Source organism: Nocardioides sp. LS1 (genome assembly GCF_003865225.1).
GTDB lineage: Bacteria > Actinomycetota > Actinomycetes > Propionibacteriales > Nocardioidaceae > Nocardioides > Nocardioides ginsengisegetis.
Map to the genome: position 1 here is coordinate 987,365 of NZ_BIFF01000002.1, position 14,024 is coordinate 1,001,388.

At 69.8% G+C, this 14,024-nt stretch carries 14 protein-coding genes; 2 read left to right on the plus strand and 12 right to left on the minus strand.

Annotation, left to right across the window (positions count from 1 at the left end):
• Nucleotides 1-17: 17 nt before the first annotated feature.
• From EJF31_RS09640 to EJF31_RS09660, 5 genes are read right to left on the minus strand one after another with little or no spacing between them, the layout of a single operon-like run.
• The gene (locus EJF31_RS09640; protein ID WP_125036847.1) at nt 18-1,085 is read right to left on the minus strand and encodes a hypothetical protein; all 1,068 of its coding nucleotides are present in this window, start codon (nt 1,083-1,085) and stop codon (nt 18-20) included.
• Nucleotides 1,082-2,059: a cyclase family protein gene (locus EJF31_RS09645; protein WP_125036848.1), complete on the minus strand. Its 978-nt coding sequence runs from the start codon at nt 2,057-2,059 to the stop codon at nt 1,082-1,084. The genes EJF31_RS09640 and EJF31_RS09645 overlap by 4 nt, the downstream gene beginning before the upstream one ends.
• The gene (locus EJF31_RS09650; RefSeq protein ID WP_125036849.1) at nt 2,056-3,015 is read right to left on the minus strand and encodes a fumarylacetoacetate hydrolase family protein; all 960 of its coding nucleotides are present in this window, start codon (nt 3,013-3,015) and stop codon (nt 2,056-2,058) included. The genes EJF31_RS09645 and EJF31_RS09650 overlap by 4 nt, the downstream gene beginning before the upstream one ends.
• Entirely contained in the window at nt 3,012-3,395 is a 384-nt protein-coding gene (locus tag EJF31_RS09655; protein WP_125036850.1) for a DUF6379 domain-containing protein, read from the minus strand. The genes EJF31_RS09650 and EJF31_RS09655 overlap by 4 nt, the downstream gene beginning before the upstream one ends.
• A gap of 9 nt (nt 3,396-3,404) precedes the next feature.
• Nucleotides 3,405-4,400, minus strand: a complete 996-nt coding sequence (locus EJF31_RS09660; protein ID WP_125036851.1) for a sugar phosphate isomerase/epimerase — start codon at nt 4,398-4,400, stop codon at nt 3,405-3,407.
• A gap of 231 nt (nt 4,401-4,631) precedes the next feature.
• Here EJF31_RS09660 and EJF31_RS09665 point away from each other — a divergent pair, with 231 nt between their 5' ends.
• Nucleotides 4,632-6,041 (plus strand): MFS transporter, encoded by a 1,410-nt coding sequence (locus EJF31_RS09665; RefSeq protein WP_185736185.1) that lies wholly within the window; start codon nt 4,632-4,634, stop codon nt 6,039-6,041.
• Here the strand turns inward: EJF31_RS09665 and EJF31_RS09670 are convergent.
• From EJF31_RS09670 to EJF31_RS09700, 7 genes are all read right to left on the minus strand, one after another.
• Nucleotides 6,031-7,113, minus strand: a complete 1,083-nt coding sequence (locus EJF31_RS09670) for an ABC transporter ATP-binding protein (protein ID WP_125036853.1) — start codon at nt 7,111-7,113, stop codon at nt 6,031-6,033. The genes EJF31_RS09665 and EJF31_RS09670 overlap by 11 nt on opposite strands.
• Nucleotides 7,114-7,174: 61 nt before the next feature.
• Nucleotides 7,175-8,017, minus strand: a complete 843-nt coding sequence (locus EJF31_RS09675; protein ID WP_125036854.1) for a carbohydrate ABC transporter permease — start codon at nt 8,015-8,017, stop codon at nt 7,175-7,177.
• A 1-nt stretch (nt 8,018) separates the two neighbouring features.
• A complete protein-coding gene (locus tag EJF31_RS09680; RefSeq protein ID WP_125036855.1) occupies nt 8,019-8,978 on the minus strand; it encodes a carbohydrate ABC transporter permease in 960 nt (319 codons plus the stop codon).
• Nucleotides 8,979-9,059: 81 nt separating this feature from the next.
• Nucleotides 9,060-10,340, minus strand: a complete 1,281-nt coding sequence (locus tag EJF31_RS09685) for an ABC transporter substrate-binding protein (protein ID WP_125036856.1) — start codon at nt 10,338-10,340, stop codon at nt 9,060-9,062.
• 234 nt (nt 10,341-10,574) lie between these two features.
• Nucleotides 10,575-11,585 carry a sugar phosphate isomerase/epimerase gene (locus EJF31_RS09690; RefSeq protein ID WP_125036857.1) on the minus strand — a complete coding sequence of 337 codons (1,011 nt, stop codon included), beginning with the start codon at nt 11,583-11,585 and terminating at the stop codon, nt 10,575-10,577.
• Entirely contained in the window at nt 11,582-11,980 is a 399-nt protein-coding gene (locus EJF31_RS09695) for a DUF6379 domain-containing protein (RefSeq protein WP_125036858.1), read from the minus strand. Before EJF31_RS09695 ends, EJF31_RS09690 begins: the two co-directional genes overlap by 4 nt.
• Nucleotides 11,977-12,897 carry a hypothetical protein gene (locus EJF31_RS09700; RefSeq protein ID WP_125036859.1) on the minus strand — a complete coding sequence of 307 codons (921 nt, stop codon included), beginning with the start codon at nt 12,895-12,897 and terminating at the stop codon, nt 11,977-11,979. Before EJF31_RS09700 ends, EJF31_RS09695 begins: the two co-directional genes overlap by 4 nt.
• 202 nt (nt 12,898-13,099) lie before the next feature.
• Here EJF31_RS09700 and EJF31_RS09705 point away from each other — a divergent pair, with 202 nt between their 5' ends.
• Nucleotides 13,100-14,005: a LysR family transcriptional regulator gene (locus EJF31_RS09705; protein ID WP_260430744.1), complete on the plus strand. Its 906-nt coding sequence runs from the start codon at nt 13,100-13,102 to the stop codon at nt 14,003-14,005.
• Nucleotides 14,006-14,024 lie beyond the last annotated feature (19 nt).

A 14,024-nucleotide genomic window follows, 5' to 3' on the forward strand; every position in this document is an offset into this window, starting at 1 on the left:
CCGCAGGCGGTCAGGCGTCAGGAGCCGGCCAGCTCGAGGTACGTCGAGGGCCTCAGCCCGAGCCGCTCGGCCCGCGCGACACAGTGGACCACCTGGGCGCTCGCGACGGCCGACCGGAGGAAGGCGACGTGCTGCCGGGTCAGGTCGAAGACGTCGAGCCCGTCGCGCTCGAGCCAGGCGATGCCGCCGAACTCGCTCGAGATGGAGCCGGCGTACCCCGACCCGACGAGCATCGCCACGAAGGCGCGGTGCGGGTCGAGCACCTGGGTCTCGACGTCCTCCCAGTCCCAGAACTTCGCGTGGGCGTGCCGCACCCAGGGCAGCACGTGGCACCAGTCCGCGAGATCGCCGTGGCCGAAGCGGACGAAGGGCGTCACGAGCTGCTCCTGCAGGTCCGCCGACACCTCGGCGCGGTCCAGCGTGGCGAGGAACCGCCCGAGCCGCTGGAACGGCGGCCCGTCGGACCGCCACGCCTCCTCGAGCCGGGCTTCCATGTCCGGCGTCGCCCCCAGACGAGGTAGCGCCCGTCGGTAGCTGGCCGGCAGGTCCGGCATCGCGACCGAGCTGTCGAAGGTGAGCCCCACCGGCGAGCCGGGATGTGACTCCAGCCAGGCGATCAGCGTCGTGACGTCAGGGGCGTCCGGGGTGTGCGGACCCTGGATCTCGAAGGTGAGCACGAGGCCCAGCTCCTCCAGGACCGGTACGACGCGCTCCACCACGGCGAGGTCCATGCCGAGCGTGGCCCGCGTCGACGTGAAGCCGAGCCGGGCGGCGACGTGCAGCTGCTCGGTGAGCTGCGCGGCGCTCTCCTCGGTCGTGAGCCAGCGTCCGGCCGGCGTCGCGCGGTCGACGTACACGCCGAAGGCGGTCGGACGCAGGCCGGAACGCTCCACGTCGTGGTGGAAGCGCTCGACCTCCGCCGTCGTCGGGTGGGGCAGACCGCGGAAGGACTGGTAGCCGACGAGCTCGACGTCGGGCCCCAGGCCGAGCCCGGCGACCCGCGCGAGCACCTCGGACAGGGTGAGCTCTCCCGACCGCCACTCGTCGGTGAAGGAGAAGAGCGTGGTGCCGACCGTGGGCTTCATCTGACCGCCAGGGGATTGACCGGGGCGCCGACGGCACCGGTGACCGGGATGGGTGCTGCGGTGAGCCAGCAGTCGAAGCGCGCGTCGGCCGCGCAGGCCTCACCCAGCTCCTCGAAGTCCCACATCTCGCCGAGGAACAGGCCGATGTGCGGGATGGCCACCTGGTGCAGCGGCTGGAACGCTTCGTGGAACTCGTTGGGCCTGACCTCGAACCCCCACGTGTCGGTGGCGATCGCGGAGATCTCGGTGCGGTGCAGCCAGTCGACGGTGGTGAACGACAGCCCGGGGGCCGGCCCTCCGGCGTACTCCCCCCAGCCGTCCCGGCGCGCGCGCCGGAGCTGTCCGGTCCGCACGAGCACGATGTCGCCCCGGCCGACGGCCGAGCTCGGTCCCTGCGCCGCGATGGTCCGCTCGAGGTGCTCCTCGGTGATCGCGAAGCCGTCCGGGAGCTCGCCGTCGACGCCGAAGGCACGGCCGACGTCCAGCAGGACCGCCCGACCAGCGATGACGTCCCTGACCGTCTCGATGCCCGTGCGGGAGTCGCCGAGACTGGTGACGACCTGGTCGGCCGGCCGGCCGTTCCAGGTGCGCCCGTGGTCGAAGATGTGGCCCAGCCCGTCCCACTGCGTCGAGCACTGCAGCGGCATCGTCACCATGTCGTCGGCGCCACCGAGTCCGTGGGGGAACCCCTGGATGCCGGCGACCGCGTCGGTCCCCGTGTCGAGCATGGTGTGGATCGGGTTCGTACGCCGGCGCCACCCTCGTTGCGGTCCGTCCATGTCGAAGGCCTGGGCGAGCGAGATGGCCCGGCCCGACCGGATCAGGCCGCCGGCTGCCGCCCGCGTGGCGTCGTCGAGGAAGTTCATGGTGCCGAGGACGTCGTCCTGCCCCCAGCGTCCCCAGTTGGAGACCCGCTCGACCGCCGCGGCGATGGTCCCCTCCGGGTCGGAGGGGTCGAGGTCGTCGAGCCTCACGACTGCGTGACGCGCCGGCGGACAGGCGGCAGCGTGGGCGCGGGAGCGGCCGTGGCCACCACGTTCTGGATGCTGCCCATGCCCTGGACGCTGATCTCGACCACGTCGCCGTCACGCAGCGGTGGCGGATCCTGCCGCCCACGGCGGCCCCAGAGCTCCGCGAGGCAACCACCGCCGCCCGTGGTGCCGGAGCCGAGCACGTCACCGGCGCGGACCCGGCTGTCGCGGGACGCGTAGGCGAGCAGGGTGGTGAAGCCCCAGCCCATGTGGCTCATCAGGTCCCGGCCCACCTCGACGCCGTTGACGGAGACCGTGGCCTCGAGGTCGAGGAACCCGTCCTCGTCGAGGTGCTCGGCGAGCTCGTCGACGGTGACGATCCACGGACCCAGCGTGGTGGCGAAGTCCTTGCCCTTGGCCGGGCCGAGCCCGACCTTCATCTCGGCGCTCTGGATGTCGCGGGCCGACCAGTCGTTCATCAGCATGAAACCGAAGATGTGGTCGACCGCCTCCGACGCCGTGAGCGACTGACCCGCCTTGCCGACGACCAGGGCGACCTCGAGCTCGAAGTCCCGGGCGACGCTGGTCGCGGGGAAGGCCACGGGCTGGCCCGTGGCGATCACCGTGTGCGGGTTGGTGAAGTAGAACGTGGGGGCGTCGTACCAGGCCTCGGGGACGCCGGTCGCGCCGTCGACGCTGCGTCGTACGCCTTCGACGTGCTCCTCGAACGCGACGAAGTCGCGCACCGCGGCCGGCTCCAGCGGGACCCTGAGCTCGACCTGCGCCAGCGGGACCGGGTCTTCGCTGCGCGCCTGCGCGGCGAGCTGGTGCGCGCGTTCGAGACCGCCGTCGATCACCGCGCGCATCGTCAGGCCGTCGGGGAAGGGGTGGAAGGCGTCACCCTCCACCAGGCCGACGCGATCGCCCGCGTCGCCCAGTCCTGCGGTGGCCAGCTTCATGCCAGCGTGAGGGTCTTGGTGTCGCGCCCGCCACCCGGCACCGGCATGTAGGAGATGCGCAGCCGGACGGCAGCGCTGACGACGTGCTCGCCCGGCTGCAGCGGCTGGGCGACGGTGAAGTCGACGCGAGCCGGCTCGCCCATCTCCCACCGGTCGTCGAGGACGGTCGGCAGCTCGGTCATCGGGTAGGTGTTCCCGTGGACCGTGAACGAGGTGGCCTCGGCGGGAATGGGTGTCCCGTCGACCGTGAGGTCGACTCCCTCGACCATGGAGAGGCCCAGCCCCCGGTAGTAGGGCATCCGGACCTCGACGCGGCCGTGGGTGCGGTCGTCGTCGGTGGTCCTCAGGCTGTCTTCACACACGATGTACTTGTCGAACACGGGTCCTCCTCAGGCGCCCTGGAGCTGGTCGGTGGTCTCGCCGAGCAGGGACGCGAACATGGCGTGCTGGCGGCGCACCTGCTCCCGGCTGTCGACCTCGAAGGCGTCCTGGATGTGCCGGTTGCCCTCGTACTCGCTGGACAGGTAGCCCGTGAAGCCGCCCTTCTCGAAGACCGGGATGATCCGCTCGTAGGGGATGGAGTACTCCGTGGAGTCGTCGACCATCTCGTAGAACTTGGCCTGGACATGGCCGACGAGGTCCATGTGCGGCAGCAGCTCGTCGGGGTCGCGGTAGATGAAGTGCGTGGCCTGCCGGGCCAGCCCCATCTCGACGGGTCCGCCGCCGCGGTAGTGGACGATGTCCATCAGCGCGTGGGTGTCGCCGTGGTCGTCGTACAGCTTGACGATGTAGTCGACCAGCTCGGGCTTGGCCCCGTCCCGGATCGCACGCTCCGAGACGACCCTCGGGAACCGCTCGACGAACGTGCCCATGTCGGGCATCAGCCCCAGGCCGACGCCGCCCTCGGCGTGCATGACCTCGAGGTGCTCCAGGATCCAGGGGTGCGAGTAGTGGAAGGGCGCGTGCACCTCGAGCAGGAGGCGTACGCCGTGGTCCCGCGCGTAGGGGGCCGCGTCCCGCATGACCTCGGGCGGGGTGTTGATGATCGCCCGGATCACCGGTGCGCCGAGGCGGACCGCGAGGTCGATGTCGGCGCGGAAGGAGGCGACCTGCTCCTCGTGGGTGAGCCACCGGTCCCGGTGCCGCTTGGTGTCCAGGAAGAGGTCGGTGGCGCTGGTGGTGGTGCCGTACTGCTCCATCCACCCCCGCCACTGGGCGACCTGCTCGTCGCTGATGTTCGGGTAGCCGGGCAGCGACTGCTCCGGGATCACCTCGATCCCCCGGGCTCCCACGGAGGCCGCGTGGGCGACGCACTCCTCGAGTGACAGGGTCCGGAGGAAGAACTCCTCCTGGTAGCTGTAGAGGCTGACTCCGCGCTTGATCATGGACACCTGCTCAGCATGTGGTGACCGCGCGCGCAGACGGAACCCCCACTTGGCGATGCCGTCCATCAACTCTTTCGATGCGATCTGCGGGCCTTCTGCACCCCTCGCCTGTCCTAGACTGGCGGGGACGTCGGGGTCGGTCTCCTCTGCTGAGATGGCTCGTCGGACCAGGCAGATGGCCTGGGCTCCGCGCACTTCGCCGCGTCACACCAGAAGGTGGGGACCGGTCTCGTGCCGAACCTCTCGTTGTCTTCTCGCGCGTCCACGTTCGCGGTCGCACCGCTCGGACACCGCTCGCTCCAGGTCTCGCTGCTGGTCGTCACGTTGCTGACGGCGATCGACCAGACCATCGTGGCCACAGCGCTCCCGTCGATCGTCGACGACGTCGGCGGCCGGGCCGGCATGGGCTGGGTCTTCGCGGGCTACACGCTGGCGATGACCGCCACCATGCCCGTCTACGGGCGCCTGGGCGATCTCCAGGGACGTCGTCAGCTGTTCCTCGGCTGCCTCATCGGCTTCGTGGTCGCCTCCGCCCTGTGCGGGGTGGCGACCACCATGACCCAGCTCATCGGCCTGCGAGCCCTGCAGGGCGTGGCCGGCGGCGGAGTCCTCGTCCTCTCCCAGGCCGTGGTGGCCGACGCCGTGTCCCCTCGGGACCGGGGCCGGTTCATGGCACCCGTCGGACTGATCTATGCGACCTCCAGCGTGCTGGGGCCGCTGGTGGGTGGAGCGCTCACCGAGACGGTGGGCTGGCGCTGGATCTTCTGGGTGAACATCCCCGTGGGCGCCGTGGCCGTGGCGCTCGCGTTCCGGTCCGTGCCTCACCCGGTCGGGCCGCGCGCCCACGGTCGTCTCGACGTGCGGGGCTCGATCCTGTACGTCGCCGCGGTCTCGGGCCTGGTCGTGCTGACCGGCACGCTGGGTCGCGAGCTGGCCTGGCGGTCGCCGTGGGCGCTGGCCGGAGTCGCCGTCACGTCGCTGTGCGCAGGGCTCTTCGTCGTTCGCATGCTCCGGCACCAGGACCCCCTCATCCCCGTCGGTGTCCTGCGCAACCGGAACGTCGTCATCGCCAGCTGCCTGGGCTTCGCCGTCGGCGCCGCCGTGTTCGCCCTCGTCGGCTACGTCCCGACGATCGTCCAGGAGGTCCTGTCGATGCGGCCGGCCTCGTCGGGCGCGCTGCTGCTGGCCCTGGTCATGGGGATGATGGTCTCGACCACCACCACCGCGCGGTGGACCGCTCGCACCGGCCGCTACCGGCGGCTGCCGCTGGCCGGGTGCGCCACCTGCGCCGTGGCGCTGGCGTACCTGGCCGGCCTCGACGACACCTGGGAGCCCTGGCAGGCCGCTGCGGGCCTGTTCGTCCTCGGGGTCGGCGTGGGCTGCTTCATGATGCTGGTCGTCACGGTCGCGCAGGACGCCGTCTCGTCCGACCTCGTCGGCTCGGCGACCTCGACGGTGAACCTGGTGCGGGAGCTCGGCGTCACGATCGGCGCGGCCACCATCGGCAGCGTCCTCGCCGCCGGCATCGCTCCCCGGCTGCCCGCATTGTTCCTGACCCTGGCCGCCGTGTTCGTGGTGGGCGCCGGACTGTCGCTGATGCTCCCGGACCGCACGCTCTCGGAGCGTGGGGTCACTCGCTGAGGCGTGCCCCCGTGTCGGTGTCGAAGACGTGCACGTGGTGCGGGTCGGTGGTCACGTAGAGGGTGTCGCCCTTGTGCACCGTGTCCCGGGCGCTGACCCGCACGATGATGTTGTTGGGCGTGCCCTCCACACCACTGGTGCCATAGACGAACGCATCCGCGCCGAGCTCCTCGACCACCGTCACCCGCACCGGCAGGCCACCCTCGTCGCTGCCGACCTGGCGCCACGCCTCGGGACGCACCCCGACGGTGATGTTCTTGGTCAGCCGCTGCGCCGCAGCCGGGTCGACCGGGACCGTGAACTCCCCGATCCGCGCCTTGCCACCGTCGTTGTGGGCCTCCAGCAGGTTCATCTGCGGCGAGCCGATGAACCCCGCCACGAACAGGTTGGCCGGCCGGTCGTAGAGACCCAGCGGGGTGTCGACCTGCATCAGCTCACCCAGCTTCATCACCGCCACCCGGTCCCCCATCGTCATCGCCTCGACCTGGTCGTGGGTGACATAGACCGTGGTCACCCCCAGGTCGGCCTGCAGCTTGGCGATGTCGGTGCGGGTCTGGACCCGCATCTTCGCGTCCAGGTTGGACAGCGGCTCGTCCATGCAGAACACCTGCGGGTTGCGCACGATCGCGCGGCCCATCGCGACCCGCTGGCGCTGGCCACCCGAGAGCGCCTTCGGCTTGCGCTCGAGGTACTCCTCCAGACCCAGGATCTTGGCCGCCTCGGCCACCCGCTTGTTGCGCTCCTCGGTCGGGACCTTGGCCATCTTCAACGCGAACGCCATGTTGTCGGCCACGCTCATGTGCGGGTACAGCGCGTAGTTCTGGAACACCATCGCGATGTCCCGGTCCTTCGGCGGGGTCTTGGTGACATCGCGGTCACCGATGAAGATCTTGCCCGCGTTGACCTCCTCCAGCCCCGCCAGCATCCGCAACGAGGTGGACTTGCCACACCCCGACGGACCGACGAGCACCATGAACTCGCCGTCCTTGATCTCCAGGTCCAGGCCCGGCACCGCGGGCTTGTCCGCCCCGGGATACCAGCGCTGCGCCTTCTCGAAAGTCACTGTTGCCATGGGGTTCTTCTCCTTCACCGGCGGGCTCGGCGCCGGCACGCGAACGGGATGAGTCGACCGACTAGCTCTTGAGGCCACCGGAGAAGCCCTGGATGAAGCGCTTCTGGGCCACGACGTAGAAGGTCAGGATCGGCACCATCGAGATGAGCACGATCGCGAAGATGAGGTTCCACTGGGACACCAGCGCGCCGACGTAGTTGTACATGACCACGGGCAGGGTCTGGTGCGCCGAACCGTTGAGGAAGATCAGTGGGGTGAAGAAGTCGTTCCACACGATGAGGCCGGCCAGGATCGAGACCGTTCCGGTCGCCGGGGACATCAACGGGAAGACCACGCGAACGAAGGTCTGGAGACGCGAGGCGCCGTCGATCGACGCGGCCTCCTCGTACTCCGTCGGCAGGGTCCGGAAGAACCCGGCGTACAGGAACACCGACAGCGGCAGGAGCACGCCGGTGTAGATGATGATCATGCCGATGCGGGACCCCACCAGGTGCAGGTTGCGCGCCTCGACGTAGAGCGGGAGGACGCCCAGCTGCGTGGGCAGGATGATGGCGATCAGGAACAGGAAGTAGGAACGCGTCGTCCACCGGCTCTTGCCCCGGACCAGCGCGTAGGCGGTGAGCGAGCCGAAGACCACCAGGCCGAGGATGCTGCCGATCGTGATGATGGCGCTGTTCTCGAGGCCGTTGACGATGCTGTTGGACGCGTTGGCCGACGGCGACAGCAGCGAGGTGAAGTTGTCGAGCGTCGGGTGCTGCGGCGGTTCGAACGCCGGGGTCGTCAGGACGTCCGGGCCGCTCTTGAGCGAGGTCATGACCAGGATCCAGAACGGCGTCAGCAGGAGCAGGACCGCAAGGACGGTGACGACCTCGAGGACGAGGGTGCGGCGGCGGTAGCGGAACACGTCAGGCTCCCTGGGCGGATCGGTCGCGGGTGGCGAGCTGCTGGACGCTGGACAGGACGAGGATCATCACGCTCAGCAGGAGAGCGAGCGCGGCCCCGAAGCCGTACTTCCCGAAGACGATCGTCTGCTGGTAGATCTCGGTGGCCAGCGTCTGGGTGGCGCCGGCGGGACCCCCGCCGGTCAGGGCCATGATCTGGTCGAAGACCCGCAGGCCCTGGATGAGCATCAGCGTCGTCGCGATGCCGACCGACGGCTTGATGCTCGGGAGCACGATGTACCGGAACCGGCTCCACATCCCCGCCCCGTCCAGCGCCGCCGCCTCCTCGATGTCGATGGGGACCGCGGCGAGGCCGGCGAGGTAGATGACCATCACGAAGCCGACGTTCTGCCAGACCATGACCGCCAGCACGCAGTACTTCGCCAGCGTCGGGTCGGCCAGCCAGTCCTGCTGCCACGAGTCGAGGCCGACGCTCCCGAGCGCCTGGTTGAGCGGGCCGTTGAAGGCGAAGATGAAGCTCCAGACGTAGGACACCGCGATCGGCGCCAGCACGACCGGCATGAACACCAGGGTGCGGAGCAGGTAGCGCGTCTTCAGGTTGCGGTTGAGGGCCAGCGCGAGCAGGAGTCCGAAGAAGTTGGTGAGGACGAGGAACCCGAAGGCCAGGAACACCGTGTTCTTGAGCGACCCCAGGAGCTCCTTGTCCGAGAACACCGCCCGGAAGTTCGCGAGGCCGACCCAGTTCCAGCCACCGATGCCCTTCCAGTCGGTGAAGGCGTAGAAGCCGCCCATCGCCGTCGGGACGTAGATGAGTCCCAGCACCACGGCGACGCCCGGAAGGGCCCACCATCCCGGCACTCCGTGCCGGGCGCGGCTGGTGCGATCGTCCCGGACCGCGGGCGCCTCGGTTTCGAGCTCCACGACCTTCTCCTTCGTGTTGCCGACCGGTGTCGTCGCGCTCATCCTCGTTCCTTCCTGCCTGCGATGGCCCGGCGGCGGGGCGCTCGGGTTGACCACCAACCCCGCCGCCAGGTCATCGGGGGATCAGCCCCAGGCCTTGTCCAGCGACGCGAGCACGTCGTCGACGGACATCTGACCGGTCAGGAGGCCGGTCACGCCGGTGCCGAGCGCGTTGTAGACCTCGCCGTTCGGCCACTCGATGTAGGGGTACTGCGCGACCTTGCCCTCGTCGATGAGGGAGGCGACGCCGGCGTACTGCGGCAGCAGCTTGGAGGTGTCCGTGGCACTCACGGGGATGTCACCCGCGGCCTCGGCCGCGGCCTTGGTCTGCGCGGGCTGGGACATCCAGTCGATGAAGTCCAGGACGAGGTCCTTGTTGCCGCTCGCCGCGTTGCCGGCGATGGCGTCGGGCGTGCCCGCCATCAGGTAGGTGTCGTAGCCCGCGGGAGCCGGCATGGCCTCCACGGTCAGCGTCACGTGTCCACCGGTCGAGTCCATGATGTCCTTGGCCGCGCCACCCGGCGCCGAGAAGCCGAGCATCTGGCCCTGGCCCATGCCGTTGGTGAGCGCGTCGAAGCCGGCACCTGCGGCGCCCTCCTGGAAGCAGCCGGCGTCGTAGAGGTCCTTCACCGTCTGCAGGGCGTCGCGCCAGCCCGGGGTGTCGGCGAACGACTTCTCGCCGGACGCCTTCTCCTCGTTCCACTGGGGGTCGGGACCGTAGACGGTGGAGGCGGCGATGGCGGAGGTGAAGATGGCGGTGTTCGGGGCCATGGCACCGGCGAGGCCGAAGACGGCCTGACCGCCGTCGGCGACGGTCTTGCACTGGGCGATCACGTCGTCCATGGTCGAGTTCGCGTCGAGCTTGAAGCCCGACTTCTCCGCGGCCATCGGGCTGAAGATGATGCCGGCGGGGGCCAGGTAGACCGGGACCGCCACCAGCTTGTCGTTGTAGGACATCGACGACACGGCGTTCTCCGGAACGGCGCCGTCGGCCACCTTCCCGGTCAGGTCGAGCAGCTTGCCCGCCTCACCGAGGGTCCCGACGGAGCCGGCCTGGCCGCCACCGGCGTTGATGAAGAACACGTCCGGGCCGTTGCCGGCCTGGAGCTGCGTCGTGATGGTGCTGCCGTAGGTGTTGAGGGCGATGGGGTTCGTCTTGATCGTCACCCCCGCGTGCGTCTTCTCGTACTCCTGGGCCAGGGTCTCGAACACGCTCTTCGCGTTGGGGTTGGCGATCTGGTAGGCGAACGTGATGGTCTGCGAACCACTGCCCGCGTCGGCATCACTGCCACAGGCGGCCAGGGACGCACCGATGAGGGGCAGGACTGCGAGGGCCCCGAGACGGCGCCACGTGGTTGTGTTCATGGTCTTCTCTCTCAGTGGTCGTCACCCGAAGCCGGGCAGACATTGGTGTGAACTCCGCCACTGTCGCAATGCTCCACCGATCCGGGAATCGACGTTTGCCGATCCCGGTCATCAGTCTCGCGAATCAGCACCGGGAATTTGGTTTTGCGCATGCCGGTGCCGGGCGGCGGAAGTGCCGCGGACGCGACTCGGCCCCCGCCCATCGAGGGGCGGGGGCCGAGGTCGGGCGTTGACTCAGACGGTGGCGAGGTTCTGGGCGCCGAGGAACCTGCTGCACATGGCGTGGTGCCGGGCGACCATGTCGAAGGCGTCCTGCTCGTCCGCGTCGAGGTAGGCGTGGCCCTCCCACTCGGTCGACATCGACACCGGGCGGTCGAGCTCGGAGAAGACGCGCATGATGCCCTCGTAGTCGATCGACGGCGAGGTCAGGTCGTCGTCGACGTCGTAGAACTTGCCGTGGATGTGCACGACCTGGGGCAGCACCTCGCGCCAGTCCTCGAGGTTCTCGCGCCCGAACATCGTGAAGACGAGTCGGGCGAAGCCGACGGGGAGGTCAGGCTCCCCCAGCTCCGCGCACTGGGCCGCGAACTGCCCGTAACGCTGGAACGGCGCACCGGGTGCCTCCCAGGCCGTGGTCAGCGCCTCCACACCGGCCTCCGAGAGGCCGTCGCGTCGGAGCTTGTCCAGCATCCCGACGGGAATCGCGCGCATGCAGCTGCTGAAGTCCGGGACGAAGCCGAGGAACTCCGAGTCGATCCGGGCGTAGGCCTCCCGGGTCGCCTGGACCTTGGGGGTGTTCGGCCCCTCGGGCGCATGCACCTCCATGCCGAGCTTGACGCCGGCCTTGGCGGCGATGGGCTCGACCTTCTCCAGGACCTCGGGGGTGAGGCCGATCTGGGTCCGCACCACCGGGAAGCCGAGGCGGCTCGCGAGCTCGATCTGGGGTCGCATGTACTCCACGCTGCGGTCGGCGTCCATCCACTGGTCCGCACGGAGCGCGATGTCGGCGTTCGAGGCCAGGGACGTGGGGACCAGGCCGTTGCGGTCGATGGCCTCGAGCAGGGTGCGCTGGTCGTCGTGGGAGACGTTGAAGGGGAATCCGCGCAGGCTCTGGAAGCCGATGACCTCCAGGCCGGGGCCCAGGCCGCGGCGTCCGACCTCGTCGATGAGGCTGCTCAGCGTGTACTGGCCGGCGAGCCACTCGTTGGTCATCGAGTACAGGGTGGTGCCCAGCATGATGCTCATTGCACGACCACCTTCTTGGCGACGTGGGTCCGCTGCACGAGGGCAGTCTCGGGCCCGATGATGATGTAGGGGATCCGGGTGGACAGGATGACGTCCACGTCGATCTCCTCTCCCGGTCCCGAGACCTGCTCGGAGGGGACGCGCACGGTGAGCGCGTCCTGGACGAACCACCACTCGTCGTCGAGTGCAGGCAGGTCGTCGAGCCCGAGCTCGCGGCCGTCGACGTTCACGCGGAGGGCCGCGCGCTCCACGGTCACGTCGTTGATGGTCAGGTCGATGCCTTCGAGGCAGGAATAGGGCAGGGACCGGTACCACGCGAGGTGGAGGTCCACCTCGTACCCGCCTTCTGCTGCGCGGACGGCTTTGTCGCCGAGCACCTGTGCTTCGAGTGTCACGCTGTTCTTCCTTCCGTGCTGTCCAGGGGTTCCAGGTCGAGGTCGGGGTCCAGGCGGGCCCACCCCGAGGTGGCGAGCGAGGCGCGGATGGCCGCCTGGATGCTCGCGCTGCGGGCGAGGTCGACGAGCGTCGGAAGCCCGTCGGGCGAACCGCCTTCCCCCGTCGCATGGGCGTCCCTGATGAAGGAGGCCCAGAGGTCGTGGTGGCCCTGCGGGTGCCCGGCCGGCAGGGTCGAGTAGCGCGACACGTCCGCGCCCACGCCCCGCTGGTAGCGCTGGGCGCTGCGGGGTCCCATCACGTCGAGGACCTCTGGACGGCCCTCGTGGAAGACGATCGACTCCTCGACGCCGTCCAGGGCGGCGAGCAGGGTGCCGCCCTCGACGGGACGGGTCTGGCTGACTGCGAGCGTGCCCACCGCGCCCCGGTCGGTCTCGAACAGGACGGCCAGGGCGCCGGGGGTCCCCGGGACGTCCCCCTCCGACTCGGGCCTGATCGAGTCGACGCCGGCTGCCGAGAGGCGGGTGACCCGGTGACGGCTGATGAACTCGACCAGGTCGCCCCAGGCAGCCACGGCACCCGGGGCCGACCATCCGTGCAGGAGGTGCAGGGGGCCCGGGGTGCCGCTGCGGACGCGACGCCTCGCGAGCCGGACCATGGGGTAGTAGCGGTGCACGAACGGCACGGCGACCACGACCCCCGCCCCCTGGGCGTTGGCCGTGAGCTGGCCGATGACCTCGGGGTCGAGGCCGGTCGGGCGGGCGTGCAGCACCACCGTGCGCGCGCTCCCGAGCAGGCCGTCGACGGTGTCGGGGACGGCCTGGTCCGGCACCGTCACGTGGACGACGTCAGCAGCGTGCTCGTCGTCGATGACCTCGGCGTGCGTCTCCTGCACCAACGCGCGCGCCTGAGCGCTCACGGGGCCGACGAAGGCCACCGTGAGCGGGCTCGTGCTGCCCTCCGATGCGGGGCGTGCAGGGCGTGACAACAGGTTCCTCCGGAGGGGCGCGGGTGCTGGCGATGTGCCTTGCATCACCCTTCCGGAGCGGCAACGATAGGGGAAGCCGAGTCAACCGATGACCCCCATCGGATCGACGAATGTGCCGAGGAGCGTGCGCGCAGTGGTCCGTGAAGTCGACCTCAACCTGTTGCGCGCGCTCGACGCCATCCTGGAGGAGCAGAGCGTGACCAAGGCTGCTGCGCGGCTCGGTCTGAGCCAGCCGGCCATGAGCGCGTCACTGGCCAAGCTGCGCCGGCACTTCGGCGACGAGCTGCTCACGAGGGTCGGCAACACCTACGAGCCGACTCCGCTGGCCAAGGAGCTCCTCGAGCCCACGCGGACCGCCCTGCGCGCCACCGACCGGGTCTTCGTGCGCGACGGGGAGTTCGACCCGACCACCAGCGTGCGTGACTTCTCGATCGTCATGTCGGACTACTGCACCGCGTCGCTGGGGCCGGCCATCACCCGTCGGGTGCGCGAGCGCTCGCCCCGCTCGAAGGTCTACATCTACGGCCTCACGCCCGGCCTCGTGGACGCTGCGCCGGAGTCGATGCGCACCCACGACCTCGTCGTCATGCCGCACGGGTTCCTGACCGACCTCAAGCACCGCGACATCTACGAGGACGACTGGGCCTGCATCGTCAGCGTCGACAACCCCAAGGTGGGTGACCACCTGACGATCGAGGACCTGGCCGAGCTGCCGTGGGTGCTCACCTTCAACCAGCGGACCGCGTTCACCACGGCCGTCCAGCAGCTGCGGATGCAGGGGCTGGAGCCACACACCGAGGTGGTCACGGAGAACTTCCTGACCCTGGGCTCGCTGGTCGAGGGGACCGACCGGGTCGCCCTGGTCCAGGAGCGCCTCGGTCAGCTCCTCGCCCGCTCCTTCGGCGTCCGGGTCGTGCCCGTGCCGTTCGACGCCGACCCGTTGGTGGAGACCATGTGGTGGCACCCGATGTACGAGATGGACCCCGCGCACCGATGGCTCAGGGACATCGTGATCGAAGCCGGCATCGAGATCACCTGAGCCCAGCGGTGCGGTCGGA

Excerpts from the sequence above, each read along its gene's own strand:
- EJF31_RS09640 (WP_125036847.1), bottom strand. The coding sequence starts at position 1,085 with ATGAAGCCCACGGTCGGCACCACGCTCTTCTCCTTCACCGACGAGTGG.
- EJF31_RS09650 (WP_125036849.1), bottom strand. The coding sequence starts at position 3,015 with ATGAAGCTGGCCACCGCAGGACTGGGCGACGCGGGCGATCGCGTCGGC.
- EJF31_RS09660 (WP_125036851.1), bottom strand. The coding sequence starts at position 4,400 with ATGATCAAGCGCGGAGTCAGCCTCTACAGCTACCAGGAGGAGTTCTTC.
- EJF31_RS09670 (WP_125036853.1), bottom strand. The coding sequence starts at position 7,113 with ATGGCAACAGTGACTTTCGAGAAGGCGCAGCGCTGGTATCCCGGGGCG.
- EJF31_RS09680 (WP_125036855.1), bottom strand. The coding sequence starts at position 8,978 with ATGAGCGCGACGACACCGGTCGGCAACACGAAGGAGAAGGTCGTGGAG.
- EJF31_RS09685 (WP_125036856.1), bottom strand. The coding sequence starts at position 10,340 with ATGAACACAACCACGTGGCGCCGTCTCGGGGCCCTCGCAGTCCTGCCC.
- EJF31_RS09690 (WP_125036857.1), bottom strand. The coding sequence starts at position 11,585 with ATGAGCATCATGCTGGGCACCACCCTGTACTCGATGACCAACGAGTGG.